Here is a 21028-nt window from a genome sequence, read left to right as displayed (position 1 = left end):
CGCGTCTCAAAAGACGCGCGGCGCTGTCATTGAGATCGGGGAAGCCGCCAGATGTCATCCGACCCGACAAGACCGCAGGAAACCACCGTTGCCGGAGACAGCGAGGAGCGCATCAAGCGTTTTCTCGCGACCGCTTCGCACGACCTGCAATCGCCGCTCCGCCATATCGCCATGTATGCCGAGCTACTGCTCGACGATCTCGAGGAAACGCTCGACGGCGAACAGCTTCAGAGCCTGCGGATGATCATGGAAAAGGCGCAGACGGCGCAGCGCCTCACCAAGGCGTTGATGAGCCTTGCCGGTGGCACACCCCAGGTGACGCCTGAAGAGGTCGATCTGCAGGCGCTCGCCGAAAATGTCTGGGGCGAACTGACCGACGAGACGGCGGTCGGCGAGGCGACGCTCGAAAGCAACGGCCTGCCCTCCATCCGGACCGACCCTGCCCTCTTCGATCTGGTGCTGCGGCACTTGCTGACCAATGCCCTCATGTATCGCAGCGAAGCGGCGCCGCGTGTGGCCATTGCCGCGGAGCGCGCGGGAACGGACTGGTTCATCCGGATTTCCGACAATGGGACGGGCATCGATCCCGCCTATCGGGAGCGGATATTCGAGCCTTTCTGGAAATTGCCGAAGCCGGGAACAGTCCAGGGCGCCGGTCTCGGATTGACCACGGCGCGGGAGTTTCTGACGGCGCTCGGCGGCGATATCAGCCTCGAACATTCGGATGAAAGCGGCAGTCGCTTCATCATCCGCCTTCCCATCGCTTGAGATCAGATGCTGTAATCGTCCTTCCAGAAATCCGGGACGTCATAGGTCACATATTCGCGGATGATGTGCTGCAGCGTCTGGGCATCGATTTCGTCCTTGCCGATGCGGAAATCGACGCCGTAATCCGGGAATTCCTGGAAATAGCCGCCCGATATATCGGTCGAGACGACGCCGATGGGACCAGTATAACCGATGCCGCGCAGCTCCGGCACCGTGTCGCGGAAATCGGCATTGGGCAAAAGGCGATTGTCGAGCAGGATGAGATCGAAGCGCGCCGCGCGGATCTTTTCCAGCGCGTCACCGATCGATTGCGAATATTCAACCTCGACGGCCGGCTCGGAGAGATCGGCGATCTTCTTCTTGAGCGCGCGGAATTCGATGAATTCGTCGTCGACAAAGAGAACCTTTACGGCATTCCTTCGGCTCGTTTCGGTGATCATCGTCTCATTTCCCCAATCCGAAACCAACTTCACGAAACTAAACCATTCCTCAAGGCGATCGCCACCATATGAACGCGGTTCACAGCGTCAAGTTTGCGCGCGGCCGCGGTGATGTGCGAATTGACCGTATGTTCGGAAAGACCGAGAATGATCGCGATTTCCGCCGATGTCTTGCCTTCGCTCGTCCATTTGACGATTTCCGATTCGCGCTGGGTCAGCCGTCCGGACATTTCCGGCGTCAGGATTTCCTCGTAGAGCTTGTCGAAAATACGCATGGCGTCGAGAAGCATGTCGGCGATCTCACTCTGATCCGGCTCCTGGCGCTCGCCGCTGAGGACGAGGCAATATCGCCGCCCTTCCGGCGTGAACAGCGGGATGAAGAGAAAGACGCCGCTCAGGAACTCGTTGAAAACAAGATCGGACGGATAATCTGCCGGCTGTGCGTTCCGGCCATGGACCGGCGTTGCCAGGAACTGGGCGGTCTTCGCCCGGACGGTGCCCAGCGCTTCCTTCAACGTGGTTATGAAAAGGCCGACACGCCGCTCGGCAACATTGGTGATGACGATATCACGTTCACCGAAAGGGGCCGAAGCCTCGGAAATGCGGGCCAGCGCGAAATTGTCGAAGTTGTAATGCTGCGCCGCCGATTTCAGCAGACGGAAAAAATCGGTGCGGTTGATCGCCCGGCTCAGTTCCGGTCCGGCATGAAAGGGAATTGCCGGGGCATTGTTCATTCCCACTCTTCCTCTCCTCCCGCCAATGCCTCTAATCCCGAAATCTTGGGATATACGTCTTAAACGCGAAGAGCTACAAAAATTGCGAGACGGTTGATGAGAGATATCGAAAACGGGGACTTTCGATATGTAAGGCGGAAATCATCAATTATCTCAAACGACAGGTGATGCACGGGCAGATTTTACTGAGGGGCAGTAGCTCTTACCTGGGTATCGTATTCTTCCTGCATTCAACATCCATGAATGCGAGAAGGCAGTGCCAGACGTAAGCGCGAGAGAGCCGATAGACCCATTCAGCTAAGGGGTTGGCTGATGTTCGTGGCGGCGAACGCGGGTTGATCGGTTCTCTCAGCGCTTATTTTGCGTTTTATATTCTTCGCTTCGGTTGCATCTTGTGATGCGTCCTCGCCCTTGTCAATTGCGGTTTGTCAAATGGTTGGGACGAGTGAGGAGGAATAGGGCATGCGGCTTTCGCCGTTTTCTACATCTCAAGATTGAGAATGACCGTGGCAAGGTCAAGTGGCTTTTCCAGATAGACATCGGCGCCGGCATCGAGTGAGCGCGCGCGGTCCTCGGCAGCATCCGATCCGCTGCAGATAGCAAGCCGCATCGCCTTGAAACGATCATCCAGGCGCAACCGAGTGATCAGGCCGATGCCGCTATCGAGCGGCATGTAGAGATCGGCGACCAGCAGATCAGGCGAGGTCTTGCCTTCCGCCGCGCGCGTCTCCAGTGCCTCCAGTGCCATTTCGGCGGTCGAAAAACAGAATAGATCGACGTCTATCTGCTGCTTTTTGCTCATATAGTCGACATAGAAGAGGTCATCCTTGCTGTCGTCGACATAAAATAGGGTGGTCATCCAGCACCGTGATTTGGATATTGTTCGAATGAACCTCGCTGTCCTTCGACATCACGATACCGCGGTTCCACTATTCGATATACCTCATCGCAGATCACTTCGCAAAAAGCACGGCGCCGCCCTGCCTTGCCTATTGAGTATTCCTCGATTTCGGAAAAGATGGCCGCGCAAACCGAAGGAGGACACACGGGTGCAGGATCAGGGCAACGTGGACCTGCAGGACCAGCCAAGGCGGCACTACCGAGCCTTTGCGATTGCCGTCGGCTGCCTGATGTTTCTTCTCGGCGTGACGGCGCTTACCGGCTGGCTGCTGCAGGTCGAGATTGTCATTTCGCTGGTTCCCGGCTTTCCGTCGATGGCCTTCAATACCGCGCTCTGCTTCGTGCTTTCCGGCGTGGGGCTTGCCGCTTCGACACTCGCCGCGCGCCGTTTTCGAGCAACGGCGGCGATCACGGCAGGGCTTGCGGCGGCGATCGCCGCCGCCCGGCTCGTGGAAATCGTCATGATCGGGCGGACTTTTCATAATGTCGACGTGTTGATCTCGCGCTTCCTGGTTTCGCCGGATTTCATCGCCGAGATCGGCGGCGGCATGGGGCCGAACACGGCGCTGGTCTTCCTGATCGCCAATCTCTCGCTGCTGCTCTCGCTCCAGGTGGAGAGGTCGAGAAGCCAGGTGGTGCAGGAATTGACGAGCTATGTCGTTATCACGCTCGGCATGATCGCACTGGCCGGCTATGTCACCGATGCCGAACAGGGCTACCGCTGGGGGCCCTATGCGGCGATGGCGCTGCATACGGCGGTCGGCATGGTGATCTTCGGCTCCGGGCTTCTCGCCCGCTCCTGGTGGATGCAGCCGGCAAACCGGGCGCAGATCCCACTCTGGATCCCGGCTGCGGTCTGCTTCACCGGCCTTCTCGTCGATCTCTATACACCGCTGGGTGTCGCCAACGGCATTCTCTATGTACCGCTGGTGCTGACGGCGCTCTGGTTCGGCAACAGAAATGCGCCGCTTTTCTTCGCCTTTGCCTGTACCGTGCTCCTGATGCTCGGCTTCTTCGCCGTCAAGCACGACGAGGCCGGTTTCTGGCAGGAGATCGCCAACCGCACCATTACGGCTGCGACGCTTTGGCTGATCGCGCTCCTCGTCTTCTATTTCATGCGCAACAACTATAACCTCGAGACCGAGCGCGTCCGCTTCGGCGCGCTGGTGCGCGGCACGCCTGATGCCGTCGTCGTCATCGACGAGCGTGGAACGATCAAGAATTTCAATCCGGCGGCTGAAAGCATGTTCGGCTACGCCCCGCAGGAAACGATCGGCCGGAACATCAAGATGCTGATGCCCGAACCCTACCATTCCGAGCACGACGGCTATCTCGCCCATTACCGGCAGACCGGCGAGGAGCGCATCATCGGCACGACGCGCACGGTCTCCGGACGACGCAAGAACGGCATCGTCTTTCCGATCGATGTTTCCATCAGCGCCGTCGTCACCGGCCATACGAAAACCTTCGTCGGTATCGTGCGCGACATCAGCGAGCGCGTCCGGCAGGAAGAACGGATGAAAACGACGCTTTCCCAGCTGGAGGCCTATACGGCCGAGCTCGAGCGCAGCAACCACGACCTCGATGAATTCGCCTATATCGCCTCGCATGATCTCAAGGAACCGCTGCGCGGCCTGCACAACCACTCCCGCTTCCTGTTGGAGGATTATGAAGACAAGCTCGATGCGGACGGCGTGCGCCGGCTGAACCGGCTCGTGCGTCTCAGCCAGCGCATGGAAAAGCTCGTCAACGAGCTTCTCTATTTCTCCCGGCTCGGACGCCAGCAGCTGGCGGTCAAACGCACCGATATCGGCCTGATCGTCAAGGATGTCGTCGCGACGATGGAGTTGCTGCTGGAGGAACGGCACGCCAAGGTCATCATCGACGGCCGGCTGCCGGAGGTGGTTTGCGACGCGCCACGGCTGACCGAAGTGTTCCGCAATCTCATCACCAATGCGATCAAATACAACGACAAACCGGCGCCACTCGTCTCGATCGGCTATCTTGACCGGTTCGTCGGCAAGGACGGCACGGTTGCCCGCAACGTGTTTTTCGTTAAGGATAACGGCAAGGGCATTCCGCAGGAATTCCACGAGGATATTTTCCGCATTTTCAAACGGCTGGAAAAGTCCCAGGATTCCGACGACGGGACCGGAGCAGGCCTCACCTTCGTTCGCAAGATCATCGGGCGGCACAATGGCGATATCTGGCTGGAATCCGAGGTCGGCACCGGCACGACATTCTACTTCACTCTGGGAAAAAAGCGCGAGGGGCAGAATGCAGCAGCGTGATACGCAACCGATCCTGATCGTCGAGGACAGCGAAGACGATTTCGAAGCGACGATGCGCGCCTTCAAGCGCACCAACCTGCGCAACTCGATCCGCTGGGCAGCCTCCGGTCAGGAAGCGCTCGACATGCTCGCCGAGATGGTGCCGAAACCGGGGCTGATCCTGCTCGACCTCAACATGCCGGGCCTTGACGGCCGCAAGACGCTGGAGGCGATCAAGTCGAACGCCGGCTTGCGCAAGATCCCGGTGGTGATCCTCACGACCTCCGACGACGAACGTGACATCGAAGGCTGCTATGCACTCGGCGCCAATACCTATGTGCAGAAGCCGGTGGATCTCGACGGGCTCTTCGCCGCGATCCAGCGGCTGAAGGAATACTGGTTCGAAATCGCGATCCTGCCACTCGAGGACTGACAGATTGGCGGAACACTGCTCCATTCTCATCATCGACGACAACATCGACGATCTCGAGGTCTATCGCCGCATATTGGGCCGCGTTTCCAGCACTGCCTATACCGTCGTGGAGGCGGAAACGGGCGAAGAGGGTCGTGCGTTGAACGGCCGGAAACGGCCGGACTGCATCCTGCTCGACTATTCGCTGCCGGGGCGCGACGGGCTCGGCGTTCTTGCCGATATCCTGGAGGATGATCCCGCCGCCAACGTCATCATGCTGACCGGCCAGGGCAACGAAACCGTGGCCGTCGAGGTGATGAAGAGCGGGGCACGCGACTATCTGACGAAGGATGCGCTTTCGCCCGAGACACTGCATCGCTGCATTCAGAACGCCATCATGCACGGCATGCTGGAAGCGAAGCTGGAGCAGAAGCGGCAATCGCTTGAGATCTTCACCCGCGCCATGGCTCATGATTTGAAGGAGCCGCTCCGGACGATCAAATCCTTCAGCCGCATCCTGCACGGTTCTGCAGCGCTTCCGGCCGAAGACCGGGAATTGCTCGATTACGTGCTCAGCGCCGCCGACCATATGGAAGATCTGATCGTCAAAGTCTCGGGCTTCACCAAGCTCGAGGCCTCCGGCGGGCTGGAGCTCAAGCCGGTCTCGCTCTCTAATGTGCTCGACCAGGTGGAGGACAATCTGCGCCAGCAGACCGAAAGCCGCGGCGCCGTCATCATCCGCGGGGCGCTGCCGGAGGTCATGGGCGATGCGACGCTGTTGACCCAGCTCCTGCAGAACCTGGTGTCGAATGCCATCCGCTATTGCGAGCAGAAGGTTCCGGAGATCAGCATCACAGGCGAAGCGCAGGGCGATACCTGTCGCCTCACCGTGCGTGACAACGGGCCCGGCATCGACCCCGAGCACCGCGAACTGATCTTCCAGCCGTTCAAGCGTCTCGTCGGGCGTGGCATCGAAGGCACCGGGCTCGGCCTTGCCATCTGCCGCCGCATCGCGCAGATGCATGGCGGCTCGATCTGGTGCGAGGCGGAAAATGGACCCGGCGCCACCTTCATTCTCGAAGTGCCGCTCGCCGAGGCGAGGCCCGTGCCATCAGCCGCATCGGCCGTGCCGCACAGCACAAGGCCCGCGGAGCAGCCAGGCGAGTGTTCGGGCAGGATCGCCGAAGTGCTGCTGGTCGAAGACAGCCCGGCCGACATCCAGCTTCTGAAGATCAAGCTGATGCGGCGGGACAAGGTCAATTTCAACCTGCATGTCGCCACCAACGGACGCGAGGCGATGCGGCTGCTCGAAGAACGCGCCGGCATCGCCGATGTGCCACAGATCGACCTGATGCTGCTCGACATCAACATGCCGATCATGGACGGCTTCGAGGTGCTGCATGCGCTTTCCGTCGATGCCCGCCTCAAGCGAATTCCCGTCTGCATCCTCAGCACATCGAGCGACGAGACCGACATGCGCCGGGCCAAAAATCTCGGCGCGCGCGCCTATATGGTCAAGCCGCCGACCCTACAGCAATTGGAAGAGGCGCTCGAAGATGTCGAACATTTGGAATTGTTGCAGCGCGGCGATTCGCTTGCGCTTTGTGCGGAACAAAATTAAGCGATGGTCATTGGCAACGGTATGACCTTCGCAGCTCTCATACTCGCGCTCCTGACGACGCCGCTTCAATCAGGACTGCTCTCGATGGTATCAGGCATACATCACGTTACGGCCATCACCCGAAAGGTGCAGGCCAATGTGGATTTTTACACTGGGTTTCTCGGCATGCGGCTCGTCAAGCAGACGGCCGGTTACGAGGACGCGACGCAACTTCATCTGTTCTACGGCGATGCGGCAGGAACGCCGGGTTCCCTTCTCACCTTCCTCGCCTGGGAAGACGGCGCGCCCGGCCGGGCCGGTTACGGCCAGATCAGCGAAATATCGCTGTCGATCGATCCCACCAGCATCGGCTATTGGCTGACGCGCGCCATGAGCTTCGGTCTGAGGTCAGAGGGACCGGCCGACGAATTCGGCGAGCCTGTCCTGCGGCTGAAGGATCCTGACAACATCATCCTCAAGCTCGCGGGCGCAAAGAACCTGACATCGCCGTCCGCCTGGGACGGCGCCTCGATCCCGGTCGAGCATGCCGTTCAGCGCGTGCGCGGCGCGACCATGCTGACGGAGAAGCCCGCCGAAAGCCGCAGCTTCCTCGAGACGCATTTCGGCTACCGCTTCCAGACCAACCGCGGCACGATCGACAGGCTGGTTTCGGAATCGGGCGACGTCATCGACGTGCGCGATGCACGCGGCTTCTGGTCCGGTGCGCCAGGCACCGGCACGGTCGATCACGTCGCCTTCCGGGCCCCTGATGAAGACGCGCTACGTTCGGTATCCAAGGCTCTGGAGACGACCGAGGCATCGCCGACCAACATGCATGACCGCAAATATTTCCGCTCGCTCTATGCCCGCGAGCCTGGCGGCACGTTGGTGGAGCTTGCAACCGACAAGCCCGGCATGACTGTTGACGAAGAGCATGCATCCCTCGGCACCAAGCTCTTCGCGCCGCCGGAAACAATCACCAATCTCGACGACCTGAAGGTGATTCTGCCGCAGTTTTCGATGCCCGGCCAGCCCCGCATCAACTACCGCGAACTGCCGTTCGTCCATCGCTTCTATACGCCGCCGAATCCCGACGGCAGTGTCTTCGTGCTCCTCCACGGCTCGGGCGGCAATGAGACGACGCTAATGCCGCTCCTGAACAAGGCGGCGCCTCGAGCAACCCTGATGGGCGTGCGAGGGCGCGCGACGGAAGAGGGTTTTCCGCGCTGGTACAAGCGCATTACACCCTTCTCCTTCGATCAGAACGACATCAAGACTGAGGCCGAAGCCTTCGCGGCCTTCATCGAAGGCGCTGTCAAATCCTACGGCCTCGATCCCAAGAAGGTGGTCTATGTCGGCTATTCCAACGGCGCCAACCTCTTGAACTCTCTGCTCTACCTGCACCCGAACCTTGTTCACAAGGCGGTACTGCTACGCTCCATGCCGGTTCTCAGCGACTATCCGCATGCCGATCTCAAGGGCACCGACCTGCTCGTCATCAGCGGCAAGACGGATGCCTACGGCAAATATGCGAGCGACTTGGAAGAGAGGCTGAAAAGTTCGGGTGCCACCGTCGATTCCGACGTCATCCCCGGTGGTCATGACCTCGGCGATGCCGATGTACCGATCATCCAGAAGTGGCTGCTGCAGAGGATGGGTGATGATCCACAGCCGCTGGAGCAGCAAGCGGTTAAGCCGGCGCGCGAGACGTCCGGGCAACCATGATGCCGGCAAGAACGACGGCGCCGCCGAGCGCCTGCATTGTTCCGATCGCCTCGTTGAGCAGCGCCCAGGCAAGGATTGCCGCAACGACCGGCTGCAGCAGCAGCGTCAGCGATGAAAAGGCCGCCGGCAGATAGGCGAGCGCATAGGTGATCGCCACCTGTCCGCCGGCATGGCTGATAAAGGCGAGGCCGAAGACAATCGACCAGCCATAGACGCTCGCGGGCAGCATATGCCCCTCGTAGATCAGGCCGATCGGAAAGATGCAGACGGCAGCGCAGGCCGTGCTCCACAGCATGATGCGGATCGTATCGAAGCGGCTGCGCAACCTGCCGATCGCCAGGATGTAGCAGGCATAGAAGAAGGCGGCGATCATCGCGATGCCGTCACCGCGAAGGTCGCCATTGCCGATGGCTGCCGGTCCGCACTTCAGAATGACGACGCCTGACAGTGCCAGGACAAGCCCGAGCGCGAAGACGCGGCTGATCCTCGCGCTGAAAAAGACGAAGGCGATCAGCGTGACGAAAACCGGTGCGAGGTTGGCAAGCAGCGTCGCATTGGCGACCGACGTCATGGTGAGCGAAAGGTGCCAGGCGGCGAGGTCGAGCGCCAACATCACGCCTGGGAGAACCAGCATGCCATAGTCGGAAAGGCTTTGCGGCTTCGGCCCCCTTTCCTTCTTCAAGAGCGAGACGATGACGATCGGGATCAGCGCCAGCGCTACGCGCCAGAAGGCCGTCGCCATCGGACCGACTTCGGACAGCCTGACGAAGATCGGCGAGCCGCCGATCGCCGCCCCGCCGAGAAGGAGCGCCGCAAGGGCGAAACGATTGGAAGGCGAGGCTTCGGAAAGGGTGGGAGCGGCCTGCGACATGATCTCGATATTTCTGGTCGCCCGAATGCCGGGCCGACGGGATACAGCGCCGCGCGTCTTTTCAGACGCGCAAAGGACGCTGTAACACTTTAAATTGCTGAATAATTTTATCCTTAAATCGATTTCGATTTAAGGAATTATGCAGTGATGGCCAAGGGACTATCAGAAGTCGATCACCGGGGACAGCCGAAGAGCGACATATCGGTGGAAAATCAGGCAGGATGCCTATTCGTCGCGCTGATCCGCAGCTTTTCGGCGATCTCGCCGGCGATGAAGAACGCATGCTCGGTCACCTGCGGCAGTCCCATCAGCTCACCAAAGGTGCCGCGCGCCAGCGGACCGGAGATCAGCAGCGAGGGATCTGCTTTTCCTGACGGGCCGATCGCCTCCGAACGTTCGGTGCAGGCAAGGCCGAGGCCGGTCGGGTCGAGCGACAGGTGGCCGCTTGCCGCGAGTGCGGCGAGCCAGGGCTGGGTTTCGAGAATGCCGCCATGCGCCGGCCCGGTGGTGACAACGGCGGCGTCATAGCTTCGCTCTAACGGCTGGCGCTGATGACGCGGCTGCAGAGTGCAAAGAATGAGCTCGCCCTCGATGCGCGCATCGGCGACGGAGCCGGCCAGTATATCGAGACGGCCCGCAGCAACAGCTGCGTCGAGCGCGGCCTCGACCTGCGGGGCGATCCGGAAACGATGCACATCCCAATAGGGACGCAGATGGCGAACGAGACGGCGTCGTTCGGCAACCGGTAGCGCCTGCCAGAGATCGTATCCCTGCGCCCTCACCTGATCGATCACCCCATGCCAGCTTATGCCCTCTTCCTTCGCCGCACCTATGGCGGCGCGGATCCCTCTCAGCAGCGACACGGCGGAATGGGCTGCACTGGAGACGAAATCGCCGAAGAGCTCCTGCGGTACCGACGGATGGCCGCGAGACCGCAGACCGCGGCGCGAGATCGCGGTCACCGGACCATCATGCCCGCGCTCAGCAAGCGAGGCAATGACATCGGCGGCCGTCAGGCCATTGCCGATGACCAGCACCCGGTCCTGCGGGCGGATCACCTCGAGCGCGCCCGGCTTGGTGGTGTCGGCGACGAAACGGGGATGGGCGGCAAGCCGGATCGCAAGCCGGCCGGGGGCTGCCGGCGGCGGATGGCTGGTGGCGATCGCGACGATATCGGCCTCCGTCACGCCGCCTCTGTCGTCGAGGATCGACCAGCGGCCGGCACGGCGTTCGACAGCCGTCACCGCAGCGCGGCAATGACACACGCTACCGTCTTCCAGCAGCGGCTTCAGCAGCGAGGCGACATAATCGCCGAACAGCCGGCGCCGGGGGAAGAGCGTGCCATCGGGCTGCGAGGCCTCAGGGTCGCCGGCGACGGCGTCGCGAGCTTCGATCCAGGCCAGGAATTCGCCCGGGTCGTCGGGCTGCAGGCTCATCTTGGGGGCTGGAACATTGATGCGGTGGGCCGGATCGGCCGTGTCATAGGCAAGGCCGCGGCCAAGCTCGGCGCGCGGCTCGAAGACCACGATGGCAGGGCGCTCGCCGCAGTCGGCTCTGGCGAGATGATAGGCGACGCCAGCGCCGGAGACACCGCCGCCGATGATGGCAACGACGGGCTGTTCAGACGTCGGGAGAGGCTTGGGCTGCATGGTGGCCGGGATCATTGCTTTCGATGCCCGAGCATAGAAGCGGGGCAGTACTCACGCAATCCTCCGCTCTCGATTGTCTATAATTTGTAGATTTAGCCTCACCCCGATATCGTCGTCGAGAACTCGGGATTGCCGCGGATGGTGTTGCTGACCGTGCAGATCTCGTCTTCGGCGGCATGGGCGATTTTCTGTCGGGTTTCTTCGTCGATATCGCCCTTGATCGAAAAAGCGACGTTGAACTTGGCAACGCGCGAAAGGCCTTCCGTCGCCTTCTCGCCGGTGACCTCTGCAGTGATCTCGCTGATCTTGTCGAGAACGCCCATCTGGCTGGCGGCGATGCGGGCGCTGAGCACCAGACAGGCCGAGAGCGAGGAATAGAGCAGATCGAGCGGATTGAAACCCGGCTGCGACGGCGCGGTGACGATATCGATCTCGCCCTTGGTGGCGGAGGTGACGTGCGGAAAACCGGTACGGCCGAGAACGGCGGTGGCACCAGTCGGGCGGGGACGAGCCTTGAGATCGGCCATGTTGAAATCCTCTTGCGAACCTCTTGCAGATGGTGATTTCACCCGGCGCGGCAATGGCAAACGCCGCCCATGGGTTTCGGAACCTTTCCATCCGTCATCAGTTGAATACACCTGAACGAAATCAGTGACAAAGGTGGATTGCGATGCCTGACATCCGCAGCACGGATAACCAAGGCCGGCGGATGGATGCTCGCGATCGGCTGATCGTTGCGCTCTATGCGCAGCTGAAGGCCGAGCGGGAAACCCGCGAAACGCTGGAATGGGCGATCCGCAACGGCGCCGTCTCACAGGAGGTGCTGGAAGCCATCGCTGCCGATCCGGTTCCGGTCGTCACCAGCGAGGATATCGCGTCGCTGGAGAAGATCATTGCGCTCGATGAACGGCGCAAACCAAATCGGAACTAGCCGACGACATCATGCACCCTATTTGAGTGAGAAGAGGAGATCCGAAATGGCCGATATCACCTATCAGGTCGTGCCGCATGACAATGGCTGGGCCTATAAGCTCGGCGACACACTTTCGGAAACCTATGCGACAGCGGACGAGGCAATTGTCCATGCCAAGGACGCCGCATCGCGCCAGAAGATCGGCGATGGCGATGCGCTCCTCGCCTATCCCGCGCCTGATGGCGGCTGGGAATTCCAAGAACTCGAAACCGACAAGAGCGGCAGCCGGCTCTGATTTGCTGCGGAGGATGGAATGGCCGCTCGGGCAAGCTGGAAGGGTCATCTGAAGGTGGGCGACCTTGCCTGCGCCGTTGGGCTCTACACCGCCGTTTCCTCCTCCGAACGCGTCTCCTTCAACATCATCAACCGCAGGACCGGCCACCGGGTGGAACGGCAATTCGTCGACAGCGAGACCGGCAAACCGGTCGAGCGGGGCGACCAGGTCAAGGGCTACCAGATGGAGAATGGCGACTACATCGTCATCGAGGGTGACGAGATTGCCGAAATCATGCCGGAAAGCGACAAGATCCTCAATATCAAGGCTTTCATCGCCTATGACGATATCGACAAGCTTTATTTCGACCGCCCTTACTATCTCGCGCCCGTCGACGAACATGACGAGGAGGCGCTGTCGCTGATCGCCAGGGGCATGCGCGACGGCAAGGTCGCGGCTCTGGCCCAAACCGTGCTTTTCCGGCGCAACCGGACGCTGCTGATCCGTCCGCATGACGACTACATCGTCGCGACCATGCTGAATTTCGACTACGAGGTGCGCTCGGCCGATACGGTTTTCAAGGACATTCCCGACATCAAGTTCGACAAGGAGATGATCGCGCTTGCGGGCCATATTATCGGCACCAAGCAAGGCAGCTTCGAACCGAGCGAATACGAAGATCGCTACGAGGCTGCCCTCGTCGAGCTGGTGAAGGCGAAGATCGAGGGCCGGGCGCCACCGAAGAAGAAACCGGCCCAGGAACGCAAGGTCGTCGACCTGATGGAAGCCCTGCGCCAGAGCGCCAAGATGAGCGGCAACGCCCCAGCAAGGAAGGCCCTGGCGAAGAAGAAGGCACCGGCGCGCAGCGACAGCCGCAGCAAGAAGGCAAGCTGAGATGGCCTCGCCCCCGGCGGGCGATGGGCAATCTCAGACGCACCCGACCTCGCGCGAATGCGTCGGTTAATCGCGCCGGCGAAGCCGGCTGGACCTGAAGCGCGTCAAAGTGGATTCCCGCGATGCGCTTTAAGTCTTTGATTTATGTATGTCGTTTCCCAAAATCGCTGGCCACTTTTTCATTGGCGCGGCTTCTCGCCGCCTTCGGCCGCCAAGCTCTTTTTCAGCGCATCCATGATATTGATGACGTTGCCGGTCGATTTCACCGGTGCAGGTTTTTGCGCGGGCGCCGCCTTCTTCAGGCTCTTCTGCTTGCCGCGGATCATCGACTTCAGGCGTTTCTGGATCGGATCCTGCACCATGGCCGGGCTCCAATTCTTCGTCTCTTCCTTCACCAGTTGCGTCATCAGCGTCAGCAGCTTGCTGTCGATTTCAGTTTTGATGTCGAGTTCGGCCACGGGATCACGCACCTCGTCCCCATAGCGCAGAGTCCAGAGAACGATGCCTTTGCCCAGCGGTTCCAGCAGCACCGCACGCTCGCGACGATAAAGGACAAGGCGGGCGATGCCGACGACGTCATTTGCCTTCATCGCCTCGCGGATGACGCAGAAGGCTTCCACCCCCACCTTGTCCTCGGGCGCCAGAAAATGCGGTTTGTCGTACCAGATCCAATCGATCGAGCCGCGCGGCACGAAACTGTCGATCTCGATGGTGCGGGTGCTTTCGAGCCCGACCTGCTCGATCTCCTCGTCCTCGAGAAGCACATAGTCGTCCTCGCCGCGCGGATAGCCCTTTACCTGGTCCCGCTCGGGCACCGGCTTGTGGGTGATGCTGTCGACATAGTGGCTTTCGACGCGGTTCTTGGTCTGGCGATTGAGGACGTGGAAACGGACCTTGTTGCTTTCGGTCGTCGCCGGCGTCAGCGAGACGGCGGCGGTGACGAGCGATAGCTTGAGATAACCTTTCCAGAATGTCTGACGTGCCATGTCTGTCCTGTCTCCCGGACACGGTTGGGCATGGCAATCAACGGCGGGTTCGGCCTTTGGTTCCGGCAGGTGCATTCCATTCATGTATCGGTTGCCGTGGGACCGCGCATTGCAGGCGGAGGGACCAGAGCCACTCTTTCCTTGCCACCGCCATTTTCCTCTTCAATAATGAAAGCCCCAAGACGTCAGGATATCGGTAATCTGAATGTTGCGACTTTTCGCCAACCTCCTCATCGTCCTCGCATGCAATTTCTTTCTCATCGTCGGCAATGCTGGCCCGTCCTTCGCACAGGAATGCCCTGACCCGACAAAAGCTACGAATGCCTCGGCCCAGCAAAAGCAGGCAAGCAAGCGACTTAATCGCGCTCTTCCCAGCTATCGCGCCAGATCGGCCCGATACAATCTGGCTCTTGTCGGCGATTCGCTCGTCGAACTCTGGCAGCCCTGGATCAAGGACAGCTTTCCCACCCGCCCGGTGATGAACCTCGCGGTCGCCGGCGACACCACGCAAAATGCATTGTACCGTCTCGAGGGTTTAGACCTTCCGGATTTCCATCCCGCGGACGTCGTCGTACTTATCGGCACGAACAACCTGGGTGCGAAAACCGCGCCATGCGCAGTGGCAGCTGGTGTCGTGGCTGTTGTCAGCAAGGTTCGCGCTCTTTGGCCGGGCGCCCATATTTACGCGTTATCCATACCGCCTCGGGGCAAGCGCTATGCCTTCTACGAGGATGTCAGAATTCCGGCCAACCAACTTGTCGCATCGTCATTGGCTGAAATGCCGGGTGTCACCTTCGTTCAAATGAACGATGATATGTTGCGGTGCGGTAAGCCAAGCGATAAGGATTGTTCCAACTACAAGCCTGACCATCTTCATTTCAATGAAGGGGCATACAAGCTGATCACGAGCTTCCTCGCCGCAGCGGGTCTACAGCTTTGATTTTTGCCGCTCAGGTGGTTACCAAAACGTAAGGCGGAATGTCATGAGCACCTCATTTGACAGCTACCAACCGATTGGCCTGCAAAGACATAGACCCAGAGCTCGCGCGCAATATCGTATTCGGCGTGAAACCCTCGTTCGGATCCTCCTCTCGGCAATATTTTATATTTCCCTCTGGAGAGCGACCGGCATGTGGTACGGGCTGCCCGCCGACTTCCAGGAGGGTGTCGGCAAAGATCCCATGCCAATGCGACTGTTGCTGATGTCGCTCGTTCCACTCATTGGCCTCTACTGTTTGCTGGAGCCCAGGCGAGTCGTTGAATTGCTCCGCAGCGCCTCGCCGCTGCTCGGCATAGTCTGCTTATGCGTCTTTCTCTCGATCGCTTTTTCCGTCAGCGTTACAGCCTCGATCCGAGCTCTCGTGGCCGTCGCATTGCTGACAGCTGGACCCCTTCTTTACAGAGCCCGTTATGGAGCCGTTGACACATTTGAAAGCCTGGCGAAATTTGCCATCGCGACGGCTTTCATCAATATTCTTTACACGGCAGCCTTTCCCCGGTTTGCGGTGATGAGAGGCAGCTATGCCGGGATGGTGAAAGGGGCGTTCTACCACAAAAACATGCTCGGCCAGTTTTCGGCAATAAACTTCATCTTGCTGCTTCCAGCCCTGCCGATGTGGCGTCTGCGCTATTATGATCTCCTGCGATGGGCGGCAATGCTGCTCTACCTCGTGCTCATCGTGCTGGCGAAATCATCAACGGCGATCATCCTGCTTTCAATTGGAATAGCTGTATACTACGGAATGAGCTGGATTCAGCGCTTTCCAGGCCGCATATTCAGATCCTTCGTCGTTCTTCTTGCATTCGCTCTGCTGGGCTTCGTGGTCTCCGTCGCGTTGATGGGTGTGGCACAGGCGATTGCCGAGTCATTCGGGAAAGACCTTACGCTCAGCGGACGTACGAATGTCTGGGAACAGCTGCTGCCGCTGATCTACGAGCGGCCGCTTACAGGCTGGGGATTTGCCTTGTTCCGACAGCCAGATATCATGGAGCAATATGTTCGCCTTACGTGGGACGCTCAATCCACCCACAACACCTATATCGAACTTGCGCTGAACATGGGCATACCCGCGACCATAATCTGGACGTCGTTCGTCGTGGTGCGGCTCGTGGCGAAGATGACCTCGTCGCCTCTCAATCGAGCGCTCGCCATCACCAAGAGAAAGGAGGTTGTCATTATCCTCCTGATCCTGATCGGCGCATTTACCGAAGCCGGAATGATGCTCGCCCCCTTCATCTTATGGCCCCATACCGTGATCGCACTTTCGAGCCTTGGCCCGGAGTTCCTGTCCCGCTTCCGCAAGCCGAACCAGGCAGGCGCGCAACATGCATCAGGCTAAAAAGATGACTTCAAATAATCGTAGACTGGTTGGCCTCGATGGGATTCGTGGCTTGGCGGCTATTTGTGTGGCCGTGCATCACACCGAAGGTTTTGTCGGATTTGATGCAGCACCTGCTGCCTATCTCGCCGTCGACCTGTTTTTTTGTCTCAGCGGCTTCGTGATCGGCCACGCCTATGAGAGGAAACTCATTCAAGAGTCTTCGCTCTCTGCCAATGATTTCGCCATCAAGCGTCTCATCCGCCTGTATCCCCTCTATCTGCTCGGTTTGCTGCTCGGCGTACTCGCCTATGCAGGCATGTCGCTCAGCAGAAATCAGCAAATGGACCCGACGCTGTTTGCCACCTCGTTGATTGCCTCGATGTTCTTCCTGCCGGCGATCGGTGGGACATCGCTGAAGGCGCCGAATCTGTTCCCCTTCAACGGTCCGTCATGGTCTCTATTCCTAGAGATCGTGATCAACCTCGCCTACGGCTATACGGCGAGATTGCTGTCCAACGGTGTGCTCGCTGTTATCCTGCTTGCGTCATGGGTTTGGCTGGCGGCGCAAACGCTAGCCCATGGAAGCGCCGACCTGATCCCGCTCGACGGTGCCTTGCTCTCCGGATTTCCCCGCGTTCTCTTTTCTTTCAGCCTCGGCATCTTGATGTACCGCTACCGTCAGCGGCTTTCCCCTTCAGGCATCGGAAAAGCAGCCGCAGTGACAACAATCGTCGTCGCGACTGCTCTTCTCGTCTTCCAGGCGCCAGCCGCCCTGGTTGGCATAAAGGACCTGATTGTCATCACTGCTTTATTTCCTCTCGCCGTGCTTGTCCTTTACACAGCCAACTTCGATGGCGTGCTACGGCAGCCCCTTCTCATTGCGGGAGAGGCGTCCTACGCGCTGTATGCAATTCATGTTCCGCTGCTGGGATTGCTGTTGGGAGCCTGGAAAGCCGCTGGCCTCGGACAACCGCCGGCCTGGGCGATCTTTGCCATCGTTCTTCCGCTGATCGTCGTATTGGCCATTGTCGTCACCCGCCTCTATGATGAACCGGTTCGCAAAGCGCTCAGCGCGGGAAAGGCCATGAGGCTTCGCTGGCGTCGATCCTGATTTTGGCGCGATCCTGGTCCCCCGTCGCACCGTTTAAATCGAGAGATAACGCTTGCGCCAAGGCAGCATGTGTTCCTGCCATGCGCGCGGCGTGAAATCGTCATAGGCAGTCTCGGCGATCGCCAGCATCCAATTCTGCGCCTTGCGGGCCAGCAGGACGCATGACAATTCCATGCCAGGCTCGACCGCGATCGAGGGCCGGTTGGCGCCTGGGATATCGATGCCCTTGTTACGCCACTGGATGCGGATTTCGTCGGGCTCGGATGTCCATTCGCCGGAGGCAACGGAAGCGTTGCCATCGGGCTTGAAGCGAAGCGGCGGCGGGGTGACATTCAGAAAGCTGCCATCGTTGCGGTAGTTGCCATCGATATCACCCGCAGTCGCTTTGCCGTTTCTCTCGAGAACGATGTCCTGTTCGCACCGCAAGAATATGTTGCGCCGAAGGCTGCCGGACCACCGACGGTTGGCGAAGAACGCGATGTCGCATTGGCTAATGACGTTATCGTGGATATCGATGTCTTTGCGAAATGCCAGCTCCTTATCCGAAAAGCCGCTCAGGCTGACGCCACGATTGGTGTTCTCGATCCAGTTATCATAAATGTGATGGCCGGCGTGGTCGGCCTTGTCGCCGACGCCGTAGCCGAAGGAATAATCATTCATCCTGCCATCGCGCATGATGTTGCTGCGCACCACGGCGTCATCCCCAATCGACGAAAAGGAGAAATTCTTGCCGCCGATAAAATTGTACTCGACCAGGTATTTTCGCGTTTTGTCGCAGACCAGCGCGCCCTTGTTCGATGCGCTCGCCGGCGACTGCAGGAAGAGGTTGCCGCGGATCACGATATCGGAGCTGATATTGTCGTCGCTGTTTTGATAGGCGAACTGGCAGCAGTCTGCTCCCTCGCCTGGCGCCGCGCCGATGCGATTATTCTCCAGCAACACGTGCGTCGTCTTCGTCAGGTAGATGCCGTCGCCGTTCACATTCTCCGTTTCACAGCGCCTGACGGTGAGATTCCTGCCATTGTGAAATTTGAAGCCTCGGGGAGAATTCTTGACGATAACGTCTTCGATCACCGTATCGGAAAACACCTGATAGGCGACGCCGACATCGGGCGCACCATCGATGACCTGTCCGCGTGTAGACGCGCCGTGAACTTTCTTTCGCAGGATGGCGGTCATTACATTTCCTTCGATACCGGTGCCGCGGGGAATTAAGCAGAGGGCATGTGGCGGATGTTTGAATATTTGGAAATTCAGCTTGTAAACCGCCCATCTTTCAGAAACGACAGGGTCTGGCTCCACATCGTCTTGTTGACGGGCAAGAAAGTGTGGTTTGCCGGAATGACGACATGCGCCGACGCGCCGTCGAGACGGGTGCTCTCCACCGAAACCTTCCCATCGTTCGGAACCCTGAGGCCGATGATAAGCGAAGAGACCGGGTCGATGGTCCGATTCCCGGCGATGATGCCAAGTTCATAATCCACCGTGCCGAACAGCTCGGTCATGGCGGTTTGATCGGTAATCAGCTGCTGCCCCGCCGGTCCATAGAACTTCCTGTATAGTGGCCAGCTCTTGAGTAAATCGGCAATCTGGCTGCCGTTGTTCGGCGTTCCGACCATGACCACCCTTCCCAGGTTGGCTGGGCGATAACGCGTCAGAAAAGCACGGATGATCAGCCCACCCATCGAATAACCGACGAAATGGACCCGACCATCGCCTGCCTCCTTCGCAGCGTCGTCGATCTCAGGTCGGATGGTGTCGACGAGGTCGCTGATCGAAAACTTGGTGGAGGGGTAACCGACATTCACAACCCGATAACCGTGGCCGGACAGGAAGCCGGCGAGCTTTGCCATGCTTTTCTTCGTCCGGGCAATGCCGTGAAAAAGGAGGACTGTGTCGTTCATCATGTGTCCGCTTGACGGGGCTGCTATCGATCAGGCCTATCCTCTAGCTCTCAAGGTGAAGCGTGTCGATTCAATGCCGAACAGCCAGACATCCGAACAGTTTCGCTGCGGCGCGCACGTGCTCGAAGCTAAGGACGACACGGCCGTGATCGGTGAGAACGAAATCCAAGCATTCCCTTTCGACGCAGGATGGGCGCAGGCCAGCCTCCGCTCTTCCGCCGACGGAATTGGCGTCTTACTCCGTTGGCGCCCGAACAGCCCTCACAATACATCCAAATACATTGATTGATTGCATTCAATATTAGTTAGAATTTTCCGATTTGATGCGACCGGGCATCTTGACGCAGTGCCCTCCCTCGCATCCATGGGCATGTGGCCAGCACCAGAAGAGACAGCAAACTCGAAGAGATTCTCTGGGACCCCAGCCGCGAAAGCGGCTCATTCTGCACAAAATATTATGTCTCCTTGCACTGATTGACGATCAATTGAATGCATCTGTTTTGAACTTTCATGCATTCGTTTTTTGCATTCGATCGCCCAGAAAATCATCTTTAAAACTTTAACCCTCGTACTTGATCGCATAATTGAATGCATTATTGGTAGATTTGACTGCTATTTATGCATAATCAATGTGGCATGACGCTTGCAATTGGATGGATGCTCCCCGGATGGGGATCGGATTTCAATCAAGGAGCCATCCATGCCCGCAGTGACCAAGCCAGCCAATCAAAAAGGCGACTTTCTTGTCGATTACGAGGACAAGGTTTTCGAGGACGTACAGGCCGGCGAGGGCGAAAAAGCCCTCGTCACCTTCCATACCGTGGCCTTCGAAGGATCGATCGGATTCGTCAACCTGCTGCAGGCGACACGCCTGAAGCGGAAGGGGTTCCAAACCTCGATCCTTCTCTACGGCCCGGGCGTGACGCTCGGCGTCCAGCGCGGTTTTCCGACGCTCGGCGCGGAGGCTTTTCCCGGCCATCTGAATTTCAACAACCAGATCGTCAAGTTCATGGACGAAGGCGGCAAGGTCTATGCCTGCCGTTTTGCCCTTCAGGCGCTTTATGGCCATGGCGAAGGCGCGCTGATCCCCGGCATCACGCCGATCAGTCCGCTCGACGTTCTCGACCTGATCCTGATCCATCGCCGCGACGGCGCCTTCATCCTTGATACCTGGACGCTCTAAGCACCGGGCGCGCCCCGAAGAATAATGGGCGGAGCCTTGCGCTCCGCCTCCCCACCGCCAATCGAGGATTTCG

General features: G+C 59.2%; 22 protein-coding genes. 13 read left to right on the top strand and 9 right to left on the bottom strand.

Annotated elements, in window-relative coordinates:
• The first annotated feature begins 51 nt into the window (after nucleotides 1–51).
• Entirely contained in the window at nucleotides 52–768 is a 717-nt protein-coding gene (locus RWK44_RS11125) for a sensor histidine kinase (protein ID WP_316028799.1), read from the top strand.
• A gap of 2 nt (nucleotides 769–770) precedes the next feature.
• Here RWK44_RS11125 and RWK44_RS11120 read toward each other — a convergent pair whose 3' ends face one another.
• From RWK44_RS11120 to RWK44_RS11110, 3 genes are all read right to left on the bottom strand, one after another.
• Entirely contained in the window at nucleotides 771–1208 is a 438-nt protein-coding gene (locus RWK44_RS11120; protein ID WP_003545475.1) for a response regulator, read from the bottom strand.
• Nucleotides 1209–1237: 29 nt separating this feature from the next.
• Complete coding sequence (locus tag RWK44_RS11115; protein ID WP_168329795.1) at nucleotides 1238–1942, bottom strand: response regulator transcription factor; 705 nt, start codon at nucleotides 1940–1942, stop codon at nucleotides 1238–1240.
• Between the two features lie 481 nt (nucleotides 1943–2423).
• Nucleotides 2424–2801 carry a response regulator gene (locus tag RWK44_RS11110; RefSeq protein WP_025393133.1) on the bottom strand — a complete coding sequence of 126 codons (378 nt, stop codon included), beginning with the start codon at nucleotides 2799–2801 and terminating at the stop codon, nucleotides 2424–2426.
• Nucleotides 2802–2829: 28 nt separating this feature from the next.
• On the opposite strand from RWK44_RS11110, the gene RWK44_RS11105 reads away from it, so the two are divergent.
• The 4 genes from RWK44_RS11105 to RWK44_RS11090 are packed head-to-tail and all read left to right on the top strand — an operon-like array spanning nucleotide 2830 to nucleotide 8849.
• Nucleotides 2830–5133, top strand: a complete 2304-nt coding sequence (locus RWK44_RS11105; protein ID WP_206105899.1) for a sensor histidine kinase — start codon at nucleotides 2830–2832, stop codon at nucleotides 5131–5133.
• Complete coding sequence (locus RWK44_RS11100) at nucleotides 5120–5545, top strand: response regulator (RefSeq protein WP_017958959.1); 426 nt, start codon at nucleotides 5120–5122, stop codon at nucleotides 5543–5545. Before RWK44_RS11105 ends, RWK44_RS11100 begins: the two co-directional genes overlap by 14 nt.
• 4 nt (nucleotides 5546–5549) lie before the next feature.
• The gene (locus RWK44_RS11095) at nucleotides 5550–7145 is read left to right on the top strand and encodes a response regulator (protein ID WP_316028798.1); all 1596 of its coding nucleotides are present in this window, start codon (nucleotides 5550–5552) and stop codon (nucleotides 7143–7145) included.
• Nucleotides 7146–7166: 21 nt separating this feature from the next.
• Complete coding sequence (locus tag RWK44_RS11090) at nucleotides 7167–8849, top strand: VOC family protein (RefSeq protein ID WP_316028797.1); 1683 nt, start codon at nucleotides 7167–7169, stop codon at nucleotides 8847–8849.
• Here RWK44_RS11090 and RWK44_RS11085 read toward each other — a convergent pair.
• The 3 genes from RWK44_RS11085 to RWK44_RS11075 form a co-directional block, all read right to left on the bottom strand.
• Complete coding sequence (locus tag RWK44_RS11085; RefSeq protein ID WP_316028796.1) at nucleotides 8815–9720, bottom strand: DMT family transporter; 906 nt, start codon at nucleotides 9718–9720, stop codon at nucleotides 8815–8817. The genes RWK44_RS11090 and RWK44_RS11085 overlap by 35 nt on opposite strands.
• 212 nt (nucleotides 9721–9932) lie before the next feature.
• A complete protein-coding gene (locus RWK44_RS11080) occupies nucleotides 9933–11384 on the bottom strand; it encodes an FAD/NAD(P)-binding protein (protein ID WP_316028795.1) in 1452 nt (483 codons plus the stop codon).
• Nucleotides 11385–11467: 83 nt separating this feature from the next.
• On the bottom strand, nucleotides 11468–11896 hold the full coding sequence (locus RWK44_RS11075; protein ID WP_020048453.1) for an OsmC family protein: 429 nt from the start codon (nucleotides 11894–11896) through the stop codon (nucleotides 11468–11470).
• 143 nt (nucleotides 11897–12039) lie between these two features.
• Here RWK44_RS11075 and RWK44_RS11070 point away from each other — a divergent pair, with 143 nt between their 5' ends.
• The 3 genes from RWK44_RS11070 to ku (RWK44_RS11060) are packed head-to-tail and all read left to right on the top strand — an operon-like array spanning nucleotide 12040 to nucleotide 13450.
• Nucleotides 12040–12300: a hypothetical protein gene (locus RWK44_RS11070; protein ID WP_025393127.1), complete on the top strand. Its 261-nt coding sequence runs from the start codon at nucleotides 12040–12042 to the stop codon at nucleotides 12298–12300.
• A gap of 46 nt (nucleotides 12301–12346) precedes the next feature.
• Nucleotides 12347–12577, top strand: a complete 231-nt coding sequence (locus tag RWK44_RS11065) for a DUF2188 domain-containing protein (protein WP_077977567.1) — start codon at nucleotides 12347–12349, stop codon at nucleotides 12575–12577.
• A gap of 18 nt (nucleotides 12578–12595) precedes the next feature.
• Nucleotides 12596–13450: a non-homologous end joining protein Ku gene (gene ku / locus RWK44_RS11060; protein ID WP_316028794.1), complete on the top strand. Its 855-nt coding sequence runs from the start codon at nucleotides 12596–12598 to the stop codon at nucleotides 13448–13450.
• 179 nt (nucleotides 13451–13629) lie between these two features.
• Here ku (RWK44_RS11060) and ku (RWK44_RS11055) read toward each other — a convergent pair whose 3' ends face one another.
• On the bottom strand, nucleotides 13630–14436 hold the full coding sequence (ku, locus tag RWK44_RS11055) for a non-homologous end joining protein Ku (protein WP_168259431.1): 807 nt from the start codon (nucleotides 14434–14436) through the stop codon (nucleotides 13630–13632).
• Nucleotides 14437–14641: 205 nt separating this feature from the next.
• On the opposite strand from ku (RWK44_RS11055), the gene RWK44_RS11050 reads away from it, so the two are divergent.
• From RWK44_RS11050 to RWK44_RS11040, 3 genes are read left to right on the top strand one after another with little or no spacing between them, the layout of a single operon-like run.
• A complete protein-coding gene (locus RWK44_RS11050) occupies nucleotides 14642–15376 on the top strand; it encodes a GDSL-type esterase/lipase family protein (RefSeq protein WP_077977564.1) in 735 nt (244 codons plus the stop codon).
• Between the two features lie 43 nt (nucleotides 15377–15419).
• Nucleotides 15420–16775 carry an O-antigen ligase family protein gene (locus tag RWK44_RS11045; RefSeq protein ID WP_025393123.1) on the top strand — a complete coding sequence of 452 codons (1356 nt, stop codon included), beginning with the start codon at nucleotides 15420–15422 and terminating at the stop codon, nucleotides 16773–16775.
• The gene (locus RWK44_RS11040) at nucleotides 16762–17868 is read left to right on the top strand and encodes an acyltransferase family protein (RefSeq protein WP_222010019.1); all 1107 of its coding nucleotides are present in this window, start codon (nucleotides 16762–16764) and stop codon (nucleotides 17866–17868) included. The genes RWK44_RS11045 and RWK44_RS11040 overlap by 14 nt, the downstream gene beginning before the upstream one ends.
• Nucleotides 17869–17901: 33 nt before the next feature.
• Here RWK44_RS11040 and RWK44_RS11035 read toward each other — a convergent pair whose 3' ends face one another.
• Nucleotides 17902–19047, bottom strand: a complete 1146-nt coding sequence (locus tag RWK44_RS11035; RefSeq protein ID WP_168329803.1) for a right-handed parallel beta-helix repeat-containing protein — start codon at nucleotides 19045–19047, stop codon at nucleotides 17902–17904.
• A 74-nt stretch (nucleotides 19048–19121) separates the two neighbouring features.
• The gene (locus RWK44_RS11030; protein WP_168269056.1) at nucleotides 19122–19772 is read right to left on the bottom strand and encodes an esterase/lipase family protein; all 651 of its coding nucleotides are present in this window, start codon (nucleotides 19770–19772) and stop codon (nucleotides 19122–19124) included.
• Between RWK44_RS11030 and RWK44_RS11025 the strand changes: the two genes are divergently transcribed.
• A complete protein-coding gene (locus RWK44_RS11025; protein WP_316028793.1) occupies nucleotides 19762–20061 on the top strand; it encodes a hypothetical protein in 300 nt (99 codons plus the stop codon). The two genes, RWK44_RS11030 and RWK44_RS11025, sit on opposite strands and share 11 nt — an antisense overlap.
• A 411-nt stretch (nucleotides 20062–20472) precedes the next feature.
• Nucleotides 20473–20955, top strand: a complete 483-nt coding sequence (locus RWK44_RS11020; protein ID WP_222062355.1) for an MSMEG_0572/Sll0783 family nitrogen starvation response protein — start codon at nucleotides 20473–20475, stop codon at nucleotides 20953–20955.
• Nucleotides 20956–21028: the final 73 nt, after the last annotated feature.

It is taken from the genome of Rhizobium sp. 25PS6, from assembly GCF_032464655.1.
Lineage (GTDB): Bacteria > Pseudomonadota > Alphaproteobacteria > Rhizobiales > Rhizobiaceae > Rhizobium > Rhizobium laguerreae.
This window is presented reverse-complemented; position numbering and strand designations above follow the sequence as displayed.